Source organism: Aeromonas sp. s4, from assembly GCF_040907855.1.
GTDB lineage: Bacteria > Pseudomonadota > Gammaproteobacteria > Enterobacterales > Aeromonadaceae > Aeromonas > Aeromonas caviae.
This window is the reverse complement of sequence record NZ_JBFOCP010000024.1, coordinates 1-15078: the sequence shown is the minus strand read 5'-3', so window position 1 is coordinate 15078 and position 15078 is coordinate 1. Positions and strand designations below refer to the sequence as shown.

Annotated in this window: 14 protein-coding genes; 2 read left to right on the top strand and 12 right to left on the bottom strand. The window is 59.1% G+C overall.

Going from position 1 to position 15078, the window contains the following annotated elements; genetic code table 11:
• Window positions 1-31: 31 nt before the first annotated feature.
• From AB5Y89_RS06480 to AB5Y89_RS06445, 8 genes are all read right to left on the bottom strand, one after another.
• Window positions 32-1405 (bottom strand): HD-GYP domain-containing protein, encoded by a 1374-nt coding sequence (locus tag AB5Y89_RS06480; protein WP_139737440.1) that lies wholly within the window; start codon window positions 1403-1405, stop codon window positions 32-34.
• A gap of 84 nt (window positions 1406-1489) precedes the next feature.
• A complete protein-coding gene (locus AB5Y89_RS06475; RefSeq protein ID WP_368223192.1) occupies window positions 1490-2047 on the bottom strand; it encodes a DUF3332 domain-containing protein in 558 nt (185 codons plus the stop codon).
• Window positions 2048-2191: 144 nt separating this feature from the next.
• Window positions 2192-3487 carry a methyl-accepting chemotaxis protein gene (locus AB5Y89_RS06470; protein WP_368223190.1) on the bottom strand — a complete coding sequence of 432 codons (1296 nt, stop codon included), beginning with the start codon at window positions 3485-3487 and terminating at the stop codon, window positions 2192-2194.
• A 202-nt stretch (window positions 3488-3689) separates the two neighbouring features.
• The gene (locus AB5Y89_RS06465) at window positions 3690-4154 is read right to left on the bottom strand and encodes a GNAT family N-acetyltransferase (RefSeq protein WP_368223188.1); all 465 of its coding nucleotides are present in this window, start codon (window positions 4152-4154) and stop codon (window positions 3690-3692) included.
• A gap of 60 nt (window positions 4155-4214) precedes the next feature.
• Window positions 4215-4670, bottom strand: a complete 456-nt coding sequence (locus tag AB5Y89_RS06460) for a DoxX family protein (RefSeq protein ID WP_368223187.1) — start codon at window positions 4668-4670, stop codon at window positions 4215-4217.
• Window positions 4667-5419, bottom strand: coding sequence for a putative DNA-binding domain-containing protein (locus AB5Y89_RS06455; protein ID WP_368223186.1), 753 nt, complete (start codon window positions 5417-5419; stop codon window positions 4667-4669). Before AB5Y89_RS06455 ends, AB5Y89_RS06460 begins: the two co-directional genes overlap by 4 nt.
• Window positions 5420-5533: 114 nt before the next feature.
• Complete coding sequence (locus AB5Y89_RS06450; RefSeq protein ID WP_368223183.1) at window positions 5534-6376, bottom strand: DUF692 domain-containing protein; 843 nt, start codon at window positions 6374-6376, stop codon at window positions 5534-5536.
• A 59-nt stretch (window positions 6377-6435) separates the two neighbouring features.
• Complete coding sequence (locus AB5Y89_RS06445) at window positions 6436-6699, bottom strand: DUF2282 domain-containing protein (protein WP_010673595.1); 264 nt, start codon at window positions 6697-6699, stop codon at window positions 6436-6438.
• Between the two features lie 298 nt (window positions 6700-6997).
• On the opposite strand from AB5Y89_RS06445, the gene AB5Y89_RS06440 reads away from it, so the two are divergent.
• The gene (locus AB5Y89_RS06440) at window positions 6998-9022 is read left to right on the top strand and encodes a BCCT family transporter (protein WP_368223180.1); all 2025 of its coding nucleotides are present in this window, start codon (window positions 6998-7000) and stop codon (window positions 9020-9022) included.
• 155 nt (window positions 9023-9177) lie between these two features.
• Here AB5Y89_RS06440 and AB5Y89_RS06435 read toward each other — a convergent pair whose 3' ends face one another.
• Window positions 9178-9558 (bottom strand): hypothetical protein, encoded by a 381-nt coding sequence (locus AB5Y89_RS06435; RefSeq protein ID WP_049636634.1) that lies wholly within the window; start codon window positions 9556-9558, stop codon window positions 9178-9180.
• 678 nt (window positions 9559-10236) lie between these two features.
• Here AB5Y89_RS06435 and AB5Y89_RS06430 point away from each other — a divergent pair.
• Window positions 10237-12309, top strand: a complete 2073-nt coding sequence (locus AB5Y89_RS06430) for an NACHT domain-containing NTPase (protein WP_368223178.1) — start codon at window positions 10237-10239, stop codon at window positions 12307-12309.
• Between the two features lie 331 nt (window positions 12310-12640).
• Here the strand turns inward: AB5Y89_RS06430 and AB5Y89_RS06425 are convergent, their stop codons facing one another.
• From AB5Y89_RS06425 to thrC, 3 genes are all read right to left on the bottom strand, one after another.
• Window positions 12641-12907, bottom strand: coding sequence for a hypothetical protein (locus AB5Y89_RS06425; RefSeq protein WP_323925625.1), 267 nt, complete (start codon window positions 12905-12907; stop codon window positions 12641-12643).
• Window positions 12908-13390: 483 nt separating this feature from the next.
• Entirely contained in the window at window positions 13391-13813 is a 423-nt protein-coding gene (locus AB5Y89_RS06420) for a DUF4440 domain-containing protein (RefSeq protein ID WP_368223175.1), read from the bottom strand.
• Between the two features lie 124 nt (window positions 13814-13937).
• Window positions 13938-15078, bottom strand: a 1141-nt coding sequence (thrC, locus tag AB5Y89_RS06415; protein WP_368223173.1) for a threonine synthase, incomplete at its 5' end; no start/stop codon positions are given.

Sequence of the window (15078 nt, the reverse complement as noted above, 5' to 3'; positions counted from 1 at the left end):
ATGCGGGGCTTGTTTGTCTCGGGCTCGCGCCTTAGCTTGCACGAGCCAGGGGCTGCTCCGGAGTGAGGTAGAGGGAGAAGTCCTCTATCCCCGCCTTCAGGGCGGCAAAGCAGTCGGGGTCGATGGCCGTGCCCAGGTTTTCCGCCATCATCTCCAGGGCCCGCGGCACCGGGATGGCATCCCGATAGGGGCGCTTGGCGGTGATGGCATCGAAGATGTCGGCGGTGGTGATGATGCGCGTCTCCAGGGTGATCGCCTCCCCCTTGAGCCCCTTGGGGTAGCCCTTGCCGTCGAGTCGCTCATGGTGGGCGCCAGCCACCTGGGCCAGCTCCTCGAAGGCGCCGATGCGGCTCAGGATCTCCTCGGTGTAGGCGGCATGCATCTGCACCGCCGCCCACTCCTGCTCGTCAAGCTTGCCCGGCTTGTCGAGGATGGCGTTGCTCACCCCGAGCTTGCCCACATCGTGAAGCAGGGCACCCCGCTTGAGCCAGCGTCGCCGCGCCTCGGACATCCCCATCTGGGCGGCGAGGATGTCGGTATAGAGCGCCACCCTGCCGCTGTGCCCCGCGGTATAGGGGCTCTTGGAGTCCACCACCTGGCCGAAGGCCGCCGCTATCTCGTCCAGATAATCCTCATCCAGCGCCACTTCCCCCTGCCCCGCCGGGTGGGCGAAGACCCGCTCCGCCAACGCGGGATCCGCCAGTCCTTGCCAGAAGGCGTCGTCGGCCAGCGCCTCGAAGGCCTTGACCAGGGCGGGATCAAACCAGTTGCCGCTGCGCTCGCGCAGCTCCCTCATCGCCGCGTCCGGCCCGGCGGCGGCGTGAAACACGTCCACCACCTGACAGAGCAGGGCGATGCGGGAGAAGAGCGGGATGGCCTCTCCCGCCAGTTGTTGCGGCCGCCCTTTGCCGCTCCAGTGCTCATCCAGGGAGAGGATCCCCTGGGCCACCTCGTCGCTGAAACGCAACTGGCGGGCGATGTCCGCCCCCCGGTGGCAGCGGGTCAGGATCAGCTCGTTGGCTATCTGATCCCCGTTGCGAAAGATGTGGAACAGGCTGCGAAAACGGCCCAGCAGATCCGCCTGCAAGCCGGTGTGGCCCAGCACGAAGTTGACCACCTCGGAGAGGGAGCCATCCACCAGCTTGAAGTCGCGCTTGAAGTGAAGATCGTCGGTGAGATAGAGCTCGCAGATGCGGGCGGCATTGCTGCTGCACCCCAGATCCTTGAGCAACAGGGTGTAGTAGAGGTCGTGGCGCTGCCGGGCATCCAGTCCCAGTTGCTCCCCCAGACGAGAGCCTATCCAGCAGCAGCGGATGCAATGGCCTCTCGGCTGCCCTTCCGTCATGTCCAGGGCATGGCTGAGAGAACCAATCAGCTCTGCCAAACGCAACCCGTTTACCGTCATAGCCCACTCCCTCTACATCGGGGCGTACTTGCCCGCAGGCATGTATAGCATTTGTTGGGAGTAAAGGATCAGGGGCGCGACAAATTATACCTGCACCGCTCCCCGGCTTGCCGCCGCATCGCGCTGCTCGCGGCTCAGGGTCGAGACCAGTTTGTCGTCCAGATAGAGATCCAGTCGCTCCCCGCGCATCTCTCCCCGCATCAGGCTGCGCTGACCGTCGATGTAGTGGATCTCCATCTGGGCGGTGCGCTCGTCCGGGTAGCTCACCTGTACCTCGCGCACCCCTTGGGGCAGCATGGCCAGCGGCACCTGGTTGAGGGCAGGATCCAGGTGCTGGTTCACCTTGATGATCGCATCGCTCTTCTGATCCACCAGGGCGGGCGCCTTGCCGGTGATGGGGTTCTTGCCGGACCAGAATTCGATGGTGTTGAACACGAAGAGATCCGCCGTGGCCGCCAGGCCATAGACGGGGGAGAGCAGCACGAAGACGCTGGCACGACCGTAGCGGTTGTCCACCACGCTGAGGTTGCCCTTGGTCACCATGGAAGAGAGGCCCATCTGACCCATGCAACCACCGAGCCCCAGGCTCGCCCCCACTCCCAGCAGCAGGGCCAGTGCCCTGCCTCTCTGTCGTACTGCCATTGTTGTCTACCTGCTCAATAAAAAGGAGGCGGCAGCCTAAACAAGGGGGCCGGGCGGCACAATGACGAAGGGGGGCGTCATACAGCCAGGGTTCAGCCTGGCCGTCCGATCGCTCACTCTGTTGGCAATCTTGCGGTCAGCCCCTCAGATGGAGAGGGCAGACACCGTCTGGGAGACCCTGTCCGCCTCCTGGTGGATCTCGCTCATCAGCTTGTCCACTCCGGCGATCTGCTGCTTGCCGAGTTCGGCGCTGCCCGCCACCCCGGCCATGTCGTCGGTCACCCTGGCGGTCAGCTCGCGGTTCTTCTGCACCACCCTGGCGATCTCGTCGGTAGAGAGCGACGTGCGGGCGGCCAGCTGGCGCACCTCGTCCGCCACCACCGCAAACCCGCGCCCCTGCTCACCCGCCCGCGCCGCCTCGATGGCGGCGTTCAGGGCCAGCAGATTGGTCTGATCGGCGATGGCGCTGATGGTCGAGACGATGGCCTCGATGCTTCTGGACTGCTCGTTGAGTTGGCCGATGAGGGCGATGGCCTCATCCACCTGGGAGGCGATGAGGGAAGAGGTCTGCACCACGGCGCGCAGCAGGCCCGCCCCCTCCTCTGCGCTGTGCAGGGTCTCCTGGGCGGTGCTGTGGGCCAGGCGGGCGGCCTCCCGGGTGGCGTGGTTCTGCTCGATGCGCGCGGTGATGTCGCTGGCGAACTTCACCACCCGCACCACCTTGCCGCTGCCATCCCGGATGGGGTTGTAGGTCGCCTCCAGCCAGACGGCCTGCCCCCGGCTGTTGTGGCGCATGAAGAGGCCGGATTTGAACTGGCCCCGGGCCAGCTCCTCCCAGAAGCGGGGCTGCTCGCGTAGGAAGGTTTCGTCACAGAAGATCCTGTGGTGCCTGCCCGCGATCTCCCCCAGGGTGTAACCCATGACGCTCAGGAAGTTGGCATTGGCATGAATGATGTCGCCGTTCGGGGTGAACTCGATCATGGCCCGGGAACGGTCCAGTGCCTCGGTCAGCGCCTCGAGCCGCCCAAGCCGCTGGTGCTGTTCGGTGACGTCGCTGGCAATCTTGAATACCCGGGTCACCCGGCCCTGGTGCTTCACCGGGAAATAGGTCGCCTCCAGCCAGCGCGTCTCCCCCTGCCGGTTCACGCGCTCGAAGGTGCCTGACTGCACCTCCCCCTGGGCCAGGCGGCGCCAGAACTGGCGATAGTCACCGGACTCCCCCCAGGCCCTCGGACAGAGCTGGCTGTGGGGCTGCCCAATCAGTTCGGCGGCCCCATATCCCATCAGGGCCAGGAAAGGGGTGCTCGCCTCCTGGATGATCCCCTCCGGGCTGAAGATGACGGTGGCGGCGCCCGCCTTGATCGCCTCTATGATGCCCTGCTCCTCGTCGAGCCGGATCTGACATGCCTGCAACTGCGCTTTGAGCTTCTGATTGAACATGACACTTCTTCCTCGTTGACCATCCCCATGGGCACCACGGCCTCACCCACAGAGGGTATCGGCACCGCCAGCGCCGACATAAGTGGTCGGACAACTGAAACGAATGGGGCGCGCAGTGTATAGAAAAGCGGCGATGCCGCCAAGGGCTCCCAGTACGCAGCCCTTGTGAAAGAGGATCAACCCGGTGCAGAAAAAGAGGAGGCTAACGGCTAGGTACGCACTCGAGGCAGGCGGGATTGCCGGCAAAGCCGAACCGTTCGTAGATAGCGCGCCCATCACTGCTGGCATGGAGCCACAGCTTGCCCAGTTGCTGCTCGCGGGCATACGCCACCATGGCCACCAGCAGGGCATTCGCCATTCCCCGTCTGCGCCAGGCCGGCCGGGTGTAGATGTTGAGCAGGTACCCTTCCCGCCCCGCCAGATTGCCCGGGTAGGGCGGGCGCACGAAGAGTGCCAGGGTGGCGCACGCCACCACCTCGCCCTCCTCTTCCACCACCCAGCTACGGGCGCTGCCCTCTTCCTGCGCCTGAATGAAGTAGGCCTGCGTCGCCTCCCTGAGGACCGGATCCTCATCGGGCCGGGCAAGTTCCCCCACCTCGCAAAAGAGCGCCATGCGCAGTGTCGTCAGGGCGGGAATATCGGCCGCCAGGGCCTCGCGTACCTTCATCTCTTCTCCTTTGCATTCCTTTCCCGCCCGTCAGTCAGGCAGGGCTCGTGTGCGGCCACCTTACGCCGGAGGCGAGCGACGGGCAAGGCGCCAGCTGTCGAGCCCCAGGGGGCCCGCCCCCCACACGGCCAGGGTCAGCAGCATCCAGCCCCACAACTTGTGATCGTGAAAGCCTCCCGCCCAGAGGGCTGGGTAGGAGATGACCGCCATGGCGTTGAAGCCAAACAGCAGCAAGGCGACCGGACGGGTGAAGAGGCCCGCCAGCAGGAAGAGGGGCAGCAACAGCTCGGTCGCCGTGCCCGCATAGGCCGCCCACTGCCAGGGCAGCAGGGGCACCTGATATTCGAACTCGAACAGATAGAGGGTGCTGTCCCAGGCCGTGAACTTGAGCCAGCCGGACCGCAGAAAAATGGTGGCGACCCAGAGCCTGGCAAGCAGCAACAGGCCACCGCTGCACCAGGGCAAGATGCGTTCAACAAGGGGGCCAAGGGGCCTGGCAAGGGTTTGCGTTGTCATGGGGCAAGCTCCAGATCGACCAGCAGGTCGAGGGTGATGAGGGGGGCCAGGTGTTCGGCCATGGCGGGATCATGAGCCAGCAGGCTGGCCAGCGGCCTGCCCTGCAGGCAGCCTTGCAGCAGACGCCAGGCGGCGGCATCCAGGGGAATGGGGTCGACCCGGTATCCGGGGCGTTTCTTGAGTGCCAGGGAGCAGACAGCATCCAGTTCCCTGACCGTCTCACCGCCGTGCAGGGCCATCTGCCAGAGCGCCAGCACCGGATGGGGGCTCTCCAGGAGTTGCAGATCGCAGGCAGGATGCAGCACCAGCCGCTCCCAGTGCTCAGGGGTCATGGCGGCAAGCCGCTCGGCGGGCCAGCGCCGCGTCTCTGGCGCAAGCAGCGAGACCCGCTCCAGCCCCCACTCGAAGCGGGCCAGATCCCCGAGCCAGGGCAACGCGGCCGTGGTGGGCAAGCGTGCCAGCCAGTCGCCAAAGCCCTCCCCGTAGTCCATGACGCTCCCCTCCTCCAGAGGTGCCGCCAGCACGAACCCTCGTGCCGCCGCCTCAAAGAAGGTCTCGCCAACCATGGCGCGTACCGCGGGGTAGCTGCTGGCAAGCACCTCAGTGAGGCCGAGGATGAAGTTGTTGCGATAGATCTGCAACAGGGCGTCGGGGGCAAAGCGTCCCGGCTGGATGTGCCCGAGGATGGCATCATCCTGGCCGAGCAGACCGCTCGCAAAAGCGCGTTGCAGGGAAGCAAGCTCACACATGGGCGGCCTCCCCGAGCAGACCGCTCACAAAAGTACCTTGCGGGGAAACAAGCTCAGACATAAGTGGCCTCCCCGAGCAGCCCGCTCGCAAAAGTACCTTGCGGGGAAACAAGCTCAGACATGGGCGGCCTCCCTGGATGTTTGCTGCGCCGCGCTCAGGATCTCGCTGGCACGCTGCGCCTCTCCCAGCAGCACCGGCAGCGGGGGGATCGCCAGATCCCATTCAATCAGGGTGGGGATGGCGCGCTGCTGGCAGACCTGCTCGTAGAGCGCCCAGACGGGCTCGGCCACGGGGGTGCTGTGGGTATCGATATAGAGGGGCCCCTGAGGCAGGTGCTTCTCGGTAAAACCGGCCAGGTGAATTTCGCCGACCGTGTCGAGGTCGATAGTCGCCAGATAGTCGTCCACCTCCAGGCCGTGATTGACCGCGCTCACATGGAGGTTGTTGAGATCGAGCAGGACGCCGCAGCCACTGCGCTCAGCCAGCTCGGCCAGAAACTCGGCCTCCCCCATCTCCCCCGCCAGTTGCAGGTAGGAGGAGGGATTCTCGATGAGCAGTTGTCTGCCCAGTGTCTGCTGCACCCGATCTATCTTGTCGCTCATGTGCAAAAGAGCGGCCCGGGTGTAGGGCATGGGCAGCAGATCGTTGAAATGGCGCCCGCCGATGCTGCCCCAGCTCAGGTGCTCCGACACCCGCACCGGCGAGATGGCCGCCACCAGGGCCGCCAGCTGGCGCAGGTGCCCGGCATCGAGAGGATCGGCGGAGCCCAGCGACATGCCGACTCCGTGAAGGCTCACGGGGTAGTGCTTCGCAAGCTCCGCCAGCACCTCGAAGCCCTGGCTGTGGCGCTCGAAGTAGTTTTCGCTGTGTACCTCAAGCCAGCCCACTCGGGGCAGGGTGTGGCGGATCTCGTCGTAGTGCGGGGGGCGTAAACCGATACCGATCAAGGGGTTCATGGCTGGGCTCTCAATAGATAGGGCCATGATGTGGCGGGCGCCACACCATGGCATGCGGCTTACTTGGGTTGCAGGGACCCGCCAGCGAGCTTCTCGCACAGCCCCTTGGGCACCACCACGAAGGCATCCCCCTGGGCATCCATCTTGGCGGTGCCGGCGCAGGATCCGCCCTTGGTGGCGCAATCGTTCTTGCCCGCCTTGACCACGCCGTAGCACTTCTCCTTGTCATCCGCAGCCATGGCCGGCGCGGCGATGAACTGGGCACCCAGGGCCAGCAGACCCGTCATGGCAGAGGCGATGGCAGTACTTTTTTTCACGTTCATGTCTCTATTCCTTGTTGTCGAGAGTGATGTCTCCGGCGCATCTCATCCGGCTACGTTCAATAGAACCGGACGAGGGGGGAAAAGATTTCCCAAAAAACGGCATCAACTCGCTATTAACAAACAAGAAAGCGGTAACCATATGATTTAAAGGCATAAAATACGATGAAAAAAACAGGACGACGAGTGCCTCCCCCACGGTGCTCATGGCCGTTGACCCCGTCACTCGCCGTCCACCCCTTGTCTGCTTTGCACCCGAGGGGCCTATAGTGTCTTGAGTCCTTCCACCCAAAGGTGTCCCATGAACGCTCCCCGTCCCTCCAGATGCACCCTGTCGCTGCCCATCTTCATCCCGGGTCTGCTCTTTATCCTGGCGCTGCTGGCCATCTGCTCCCTGGCCCCGGAGGCCGCCGCCCGCTTCTTCGGCAGCGGCCAGAGCTGGATAGCCCAGCACTTCAGCTGGTTCTATGTGCTGGTGGTCGGCATGTTCCTGATCCTGCTGCTGGTGATCGCCTTCAGCCACTTTGGCAACATTCGCCTCGGGCCGGACGATGCCCGCCCGGAGTTCAGCTTCACCTCCTGGCTCGCCATGCTGTTCGCCGCCGGGATGGGGATAGGGCTCATGTATTTCGGGGTGGGCGAGCCCATGAGTCACTTCGTCTCCCCGCCCCAGGCGACGCCCCTGACCCAGGTGGCCGCCCGCGAGGCCATGGTCACCACCTTCTTCCACTGGGGCTTTCACGCCTGGGCCGTCTACGCCATCGTCGGCCTGGTGCTGGCCTACTTTGGCTTTCGCTACAACCTGCCCCTGACCATCCGCTCCGGCCTCTATCCCATCTTCAAGGAGAAGATCCACGGGCCGCTCGGCCACGCGGTGGACGTCTTCGCCCTGGTGGGCACCATCTTCGGCATCGCCACCACCCTGGGCTATGGCGTGATGCAACTCTCGGCGGGGATCACCCGCCTCACCGGCATGGACACCTCGGGGGAGCTGTTTCGCTTCGGCCTCATCGGGGTCGTTATCACCCTCGCCGGCATCTCGGCGGTCACCGGTCTCGACAAGGGGGTGAAGCGCCTCTCCGAGCTCAACCTCTTTCTCGCCATCGTGCTCCTGCTGTTCGTGCTGGTAGCCGGCCCCACCCAGTACCTGCTGGGAGCCCTCTCGGAGAACATTGGCAACTATGTCTCCTCTTTGAGCCAGCTCACCTTCCGTACCTTCACCTACAGCGAGACCCGCCAGGCGGGCTGGTTCGGCAACTGGACCCTGCTCTACTGGGCCTGGTGGATCTCCTGGTCCCCCTTCGTCGGCCTCTTCATCGCCCGCATCTCCCGCGGACGCACCCTGCGCGAATTCATCCTCGGCGTCCTGTTCGTGCCCACCGCCTTCAACCTGCTCTGGATGACGGTGTTCGGCAACGCCGCCATCTGGGCCAGCCAGCATGAGGGGGGCACAAGCCTCATCGACTCGGTCGGCAACATCGACACCCTGCTGTTCAACTTCTTTGACCTCTTGCCGGGAGCGGACATCACCTCGGCCCTCGCAGTGATCCTCATCAGCGTCTTCTTCGTCACCTCCGCCGACTCGGGAGCCTTCGTCATCGACAACATCGCTACCCAGGGCAAGGAGGGCTCACCGGTCTGGCAGCGCCTGTTCTGGGCTCTGCTGCTCGGGGTCACCGCGGGTACCCTGATGAGCACAGGGGGGCTGGCGGCGCTCCAGTCCATGACCCTCATCGCCGCCCTGCCGTTTGCCTTCATCATGGTGCTGCTCTGCCTCGGACTCTGCCGCGGCCTTGTCGCAGACAAGGAGCACTCGGCCAGGCGCCTCTCCCCCGCCACTGACTTCTGGAACGGCAAGCAGTGGCGCACCCGGATGGATCACCTGCTGCGCCCCTCCACCGAGCAGGAGGCCCGCGCCTTTGTGGACAAGGTCGCCCTGCCCGCCCTGACGGCCCTGAGTCAGGAGTTTGCTGCCCGGGGCATCACCAGCCGGGTCGAAGAGGATGGGCCGGATCAGTGCCATCTGCTGGTGCCCCAGCAAGGTCGCCGGGACTTCTGCTACGGGGTGCGCATCGAAGCCCGCCCCGCCCCCGCCTTCAACCCCCTGGAGGCGGCCCACAACCACGATCCCGAGGCCCGCATCTTTGAGCCCATCACCTATTTTGCCGATGGCCGCGCCGGTTACGACATCCAGTACCTGACCCGGGACGAGCTGAGTGCCGACGTCTTGCGCCAGTACGAGCGCTATCTGGTGCTGAGCCAGGACGAGGGGCAGGATCTGCTGAGCAGCGCCCCCGAACATACCCAGCCAACCCAGGGAGAGTGATGACCAGGCAGGGATCAAGTCAGCTCCCCGCCCAGAGCTTATGGCCGGGCACACTGGCGGCGAGGGCTGCCCCCCCCATCACAACAGAGAAAGGGGCCCCTGGGCCCCTTTCTCGTCACTGCCTCCACCGGCGTTGGTGTCAGAGCCTCACCGGCTCAGGCGGTTTTCACGCACTTCTGGATAAAGCTGTTCTTGGCCGCCCCGGCGAGCTTTTTATCCGCTGCCGCCTTCTCGCACTGGGTCGCCTTGTCGGCGGCCCCGTCCGTCTTCAGGCACTTTTGCACGAAGCTGTTCTTGGCCGCGCCAGCCAGCTTCTTGTCGGCGGCCGCTTTCTCGCACTGACTTGCCTTGGCACTGGCAGAGGCATCCTTGACGCACTTGCCCACAAAGCTGGTCTTGGCGGCGCCCGCCAGCTTCTTCACCGCCGCCTGGGCCTCGCACTCTTGCTGCGCGCCAGAGGTCGCGCTCTGGGCTACCCCCATTCCCATGCCCATGACCGTCACACACAGACTCAACACCATCAGGATCCGCTTCATATGTCACACTCCCATCGTTCTATCCATTGTGATTGGCCCCCACTCACGCGGGCCAAACGAGGCACCCTCGCCTCGCTGCACTATAGTCCCCCCTCCCCGTGACAACAAAATGCCCCTTCCTTCTCGACAACCCCCTCCTTGCCCCCGCTCCGGCCACCCGGCGCCTTCACTTCAATTGTTGAGCTGGCGCAAAAATCCAGCGCTTCCTTGCGGTTGCGTCAACTTTTGACTGGTTTGCGTATGAGGCTTGAGGATATGCTGGCCATTCGGCGCCTACAGCACCATCCGGGCCCCGCCCGCTGGTCGATGGAGCGCATTGGAAGCTGTAATCCAGGGGCGGTAGCGTGGGGACACCATCCCAGATGGAAGCTGCTGAGTATTTATTCCATTTTTTTGTGACACATAGCCCCTCAATTTATTCATTAAAATAATACCAATTCCGGTTGTTATAAATAACATTCCCCCGATAGAAACTAACTTACACTGCATTATCATAGATAATCGACAATGGATGTCAGTCATGAATAATAAATTATCAAAAATAAATGAACTAACTAATGAAGTAAAAGATTTCCATCCTATTTTGAGAGTATTGTTTCCTAGGCTACCTGATATATCTAGTGTTGAGTACAAGCAAGGGCCNACGACTCCACCCTATTAAGTGAACATTACATAGGAGTGATTTGTAAAGTTGGTAAAATCACTCAATCTAACGCAGAGGTAGATAGACAGGTTGATGAGTGCATACTTTTCGATCGTCTTATCGATGGTGGGAAAAGAAAGATAAAACTTAATGAAGTTTGGGTTGTCACAAATGCATCAATATCAAGTAATGCTGAAGAGAAATTGCATGAAAAATATTCAAAAACAAATATAAAATTCATCAATGGAGAGCGAATAGCACAATTAATTGATAGATTTTACCCTGAATTCTGGGAAATTGAAGAGTTTCATAATGAGCAATATTATAATGCTGTCAACGAGAAAATCAATGAAATATCAGGAGGCGTTTCCATTTTTTCCTCACTAGGAATTGATGAACTTATTGAACAAGAAATCAGAAGTGAAGAAAAGAAAGGGCATAAGAAAAGGCCAGAGAAATTAATCAGCGTTATAAAAAAGGAAAGATTTATATATTTAGAGGGCGCTGTGGGGTCAGGTAAGACAACCATTATAAAACAATTGGTATCTAGCCTAAAGAAAGAAGCAGCCACTGACACACCCACATTTCTCCCTCTAGTTCTTCACTATCGAGATATTAAACAACCGGACTTCAAGATACAAAAACATATAACCGAAACATTCTCAAAACATCACATTGAAAATGCTAGCCCCATTGTTATTATTGACGGTGTAGATGAATATCTAGAGTCCATAGAAGATAGAATTGATTCATTCAAATCAATAATATCAGAGGTATCTAACATACCAGATTCAAGGGTCATAATTACATCACGAACAATGAATTCATTGGAAGATTACAGTGTAATAGATAGAACCTTTTCAAGGTTCTCATTAATGCCCCTAACTATTCGACAAATAATAACCTTTGTCGATAAAATATGTAAGAATGCTAAGGTAACAGAGCGACTTGCCACAGATATAGAAAAAACACATTTATTTAAGTGCATACCTAGAACACCTATTAGTGCACTGTTGCTAGCGAAAATATTAAGTGATGAGGTAAAAGAGCTACCCTCCACAATGACAGAACTCTACGCAAAATATACAGAGCTAACTCTTGGTAGGTGGGATACAACAAAAGGACTAATGTCTCAAACAGAATATGAGATAATGAAAAATGTAATAATAGAAATATCAAGATACATGATGACGAATGGCTTGAATAGAATTGCTATATCTGAGGTAGAGGATATATACTTAGAGTATTTATCCAAGAGAAACATTAATGTAGATGAATCATCTTTGTTCAGGAAGATACTTAATCAATCTGAAATAATCTCCTACAATAAACAAAATAACACATTTCAATTCCGCCACCGCTCATTTATGGAATATTTTTTTGCGGAAGGAATCAAAAGAGATAATAGTGCAGTAATTACTCAAGAAATTTATAACCTATATTGGGCAAACTCTTATTTCTTTTATCTGGGTTTACTAAGGGATAACGAACAAATAATAACAGCGATAAATAATATTAACGAGATTGATAATAAACATAGAATTTTAAGAATGTTTCATAATGGTAGTTTCTTTCTTGCTGCATATCTTACACCATACGAAACAATAACTAATGGGGTAAAAGCATCATTCGCTGATGCAGCTAACTTATTCAAAGAACTATTAGAGGGACGAACTGATACCGCACTTGAGGTATTACCACCAGTGGCTGCGCTTTGCATATTTACTAGGTGTTTAGGTAACAATTATTCTTTTGAATACTTCGAGAAGGCATTAAAAAAGACAGTACATGATCTCCCCGTGGGTCCATATATGGATTTCGAAATTCAGGTTGAAAAGTTCTTTATTTCTTCAATTTTAAATGAATTAGGAGATAAAAACGCTTTTAACTGCTTAGTTGAATGTAAAAATCTAAACCCACTCATAGCTCTTGGAATAGCTCATGTTACAGAGGAGACAGGCTTGATTGACAGTATAACGGAGAGATACCTCAAAAAAATGCACCGAAAAAGAAAGGATAGCCGCCATCTGAAGGTCTATTTAGAGATGCTGTATGATAATGGAATTAACACACTTAATAGCAACAACATAAATATATTGGAGAAATAGGGGAGTCTATAATACCCACCTTTTTGAGCCAGCCGTTAACTGGCTGGCTATATCTCTCATCACACACTGATCTTCCTGGAACCTGATAAATACCTTGTACACCAGCGACATTTACCCAGCGGGGTTGCGTGTTCAGACATGGCAATGTCCCAAACAAATGCCAAGGGAGTAAAACGGGATCTATCGGATTAACAAGGTGGCTGATGGCATCGCCGCTAACCACAGTGCAGGGCGAATTGCTGGCAAAAAGGTGGGAGTCCCAATTTGGAAGTCCAAAAACCATCCCGCCCGGGATGGTTTTTATTGGATGGCTTGAAAGGCAAGGACCTTCTTACCACCGTCCCTGGGGTGGCTGCTGGTTGCGCGACTCCACCATGGCAATGAGGATGGCCATCAGGCTCGATATCAGCATCAGCCCCATGGCGATGGGAAACGTCACCAGGATGTAAGAGAAACGCCCGATCTCTGCCGCTGGAGAGTCCGATAGCATGATCATTGGCAGGGGGAAGACCAATAACATGGCCAGGTAAAACATGATCCTGGCGATCATCAGGGGGGTTTTGAGGGACTGGGTCACTATTTTTCGGTACGGCCACATGATGGTTTGCTCCCTGCACTGTGGTGTTGTTGTTGTCGATAGGCCGCGCCGTCGAGGCATCTGCGGCCCTGCTCGTCCATGAAGGGTGTCAAGCAGTCCCCTGATTAGCAGCCACGGCAGACCGGGTCAACGGGCCACGGGGGGCCGGAAATGACCCACAGAAAGGGTTGTGCTGCCAGGGGCGAACATAACAACGAGAGTGCAAACCAGATTCGTAAAAATGTCGCAGCAATCACTGTCAGCGCACTTACTGCCAGCAGGTTGTGAGGCACAACCAAAACGGGGAGTTGCGCCGTGGGCTGCGCTGTGATGCCCCCTCCCAGGCAGAGCGGTGCCCTGCGTGCGGCTCGGGCTCCCCGGCCTGGATGGCTTGGCTCTTGCTACTCAATCTGGCTAGCCGATCTGGCTGCATGGCCTTGATGGTAAGCCTTGATTACGCACACTATACACGCACTCTGGCTACGTCGAGCCAGTGTGACTGCGCTAGTCGATTGCAGGCCGTATGCCGGGCTGCTGCGCCCCCAGCAGCGTGGTGCCGTAGGAGTTGTCCACCGTGCAGCGCCACTGCCCGCCGGGCTCCTTGCGAAACACATAGATGGCGCGCCGGGTCTCGTCGATCCAGCCCTCCCCGCCCGGGTAGCGCAGCCGGGTCTCCATGATCACCAGGGCGTTGTCGGCCCCCTCGATCACCTCCATGGCCCCCTGGGTCACCTCAAGCTGGCCGTCAAAGTAATCCGAGATCGCAGTGAAGGCGCGGCGGATGGCGGGGATGCCGCGCACCACCATGCCGGGTTTGACCACCAGGGCGGCGTCTTCGGCGTAGAAGGCCATCAGGGCGTCGAAGTCGCGCCGGGAGATGGCGGCGTCACAGGTCTCGATCAGGGTACGAAGGGGATGCGGGCTCATGCTGTGCTCCTTGTTTCAGGGGTATAGGGCGGGCTACCCGCCCTATACCGGACATCAATACCGGACATAAAAAAATCCCCCGCTTTCGCGAAAAAGCGGGGGATCGTCAGCGTCTCATGACGTCTTAACCGAGCAGGAAGGCCTTAAGGCGGCCAAAGTCTGCGGGCAGATCGTGGGACAGGAGCGGGAGCGCGGCATGCTTGGCGAGCGGGCCCGGCAGCGGCACATCCAGATTCAGGATCTCGTCCACCGACTCCTTGAACTTGGCCGGATGGGCGGTGCACAGGAACACACCGACCTCGTCTTGCCCAAGCTGCTCGTTCAGCAGATCCCAGGCGATGGCCCCGTGGGGCTCGCACAGGTAATCCAGCTGATGGAGGCGTTTGAGCGCATCGCGAGTCTGGGCATCATCACGCATCCCTGAGCCCAAGGTTTCCAGCGCCCAGCCCTTGCGACGGCACAGCTCTTCCACGCGCGGCCAGTTGTTGGGGCGGCTCACGTCCATGGCGTTCGACAGGGTCGCGACTGTCTGGTGCGGCTCCCACTGGCCGGTTTTCAGGTAGCGCGGCACGGTGTCGTTGGCGTTGGTGGCGGCGATAAAGCGCTTCACCGGCAGCCCCAGCGCCTTGGCGATGAGACCCGCGGTGAGGTTGCCGAAGTTGCCGGACGGCACGCTGATGACCGCCTTGGCCCGTTGGGCTTTCGGCAGCTGGGCCACGGCTTCGAAGTAGTAGCAGACCTGGGCCAGCAGGCGGCTGATGTTGATGGAGTTGGCGGAGTTGAGGCCGATGGCGGTCTTGAGCCCTTCATCGTCGAAGGCATCTTTGACCAGTGCCTGACAGGCATCGAAGTCACCGTCGATGGCGAGGGTGCGGATGTTGCCGCCCAGGGTGCAGAAAAGCGCCTCCTGCAAGGGGCTTATCTTGCCCTTGGGGTAGAGGATCACCACTTCAATCCCCTCCAGGCCGTAGAAAGCGTGGGCCACGGCGGCACCGGTGTCGCCGGAGGTGGCGGTGAGAATGGTGATCTTGTCATTGGTTCTGAACGCAGCCAGACACTGGGCCATGAAGCGGCCGCCGAAATCCTTGAACGCCAGGGTCGGGCCGTGGAACAGCTCGAGAGCATAGGTGCCATCTTTGAGCTTCACCAGGGGCGCCGGGAAGGTGAAAGCGGCGTCGATAAGCTCGCTCACCTTGGCAGCCGGTACTTCGTCACCCAGCAGGTGGCTCAGGATGCTGGCCGAGCGCTCGGCCAGCGGCAGATCC

What these genes read in the sequence shown, in the direction of transcription:
- AB5Y89_RS06480 (WP_139737440.1), bottom strand. Translation starts at nt 1,405, where the DNA reads ATGACGGTAAACGGGTTGCGTTTGGCAGAGCTGATTGGTTCTCTCAGC.
- AB5Y89_RS06475 (WP_368223192.1), bottom strand. Translation starts at nt 2,047, where the DNA reads ATGGCAGTACGACAGAGAGGCAGGGCACTGGCCCTGCTGCTGGGAGTG.
- AB5Y89_RS06470 (WP_368223190.1), bottom strand. Translation starts at nt 3,487, where the DNA reads ATGTTCAATCAGAAGCTCAAAGCGCAGTTGCAGGCATGTCAGATCCGG.
- AB5Y89_RS06465 (WP_368223188.1), bottom strand. Translation starts at nt 4,154, where the DNA reads ATGAAGGTACGCGAGGCCCTGGCGGCCGATATTCCCGCCCTGACGACA.
- AB5Y89_RS06460 (WP_368223187.1), bottom strand. Translation starts at nt 4,670, where the DNA reads ATGACAACGCAAACCCTTGCCAGGCCCCTTGGCCCCCTTGTTGAACGC.
- AB5Y89_RS06455 (WP_368223186.1), bottom strand. Translation starts at nt 5,419, where the DNA reads ATGTGTGAGCTTGCTTCCCTGCAACGCGCTTTTGCGAGCGGTCTGCTC.
- AB5Y89_RS06450 (WP_368223183.1), bottom strand. Translation starts at nt 6,376, where the DNA reads ATGAACCCCTTGATCGGTATCGGTTTACGCCCCCCGCACTACGACGAG.
- AB5Y89_RS06445 (WP_010673595.1), bottom strand. Translation starts at nt 6,699, where the DNA reads ATGAACGTGAAAAAAAGTACTGCCATCGCCTCTGCCATGACGGGTCTG.
- AB5Y89_RS06440 (WP_368223180.1), top strand. Translation starts at nt 6,998, where the DNA reads ATGAACGCTCCCCGTCCCTCCAGATGCACCCTGTCGCTGCCCATCTTC.
- AB5Y89_RS06435 (WP_049636634.1), bottom strand. Translation starts at nt 9,558, where the DNA reads ATGAAGCGGATCCTGATGGTGTTGAGTCTGTGTGTGACGGTCATGGGC.
- AB5Y89_RS06425 (WP_323925625.1), bottom strand. Translation starts at nt 12,907, where the DNA reads ATGTGGCCGTACCGAAAAATAGTGACCCAGTCCCTCAAAACCCCCCTG.
- AB5Y89_RS06420 (WP_368223175.1), bottom strand. Translation starts at nt 13,813, where the DNA reads ATGAGCCCGCATCCCCTTCGTACCCTGATCGAGACCTGTGACGCCGCC.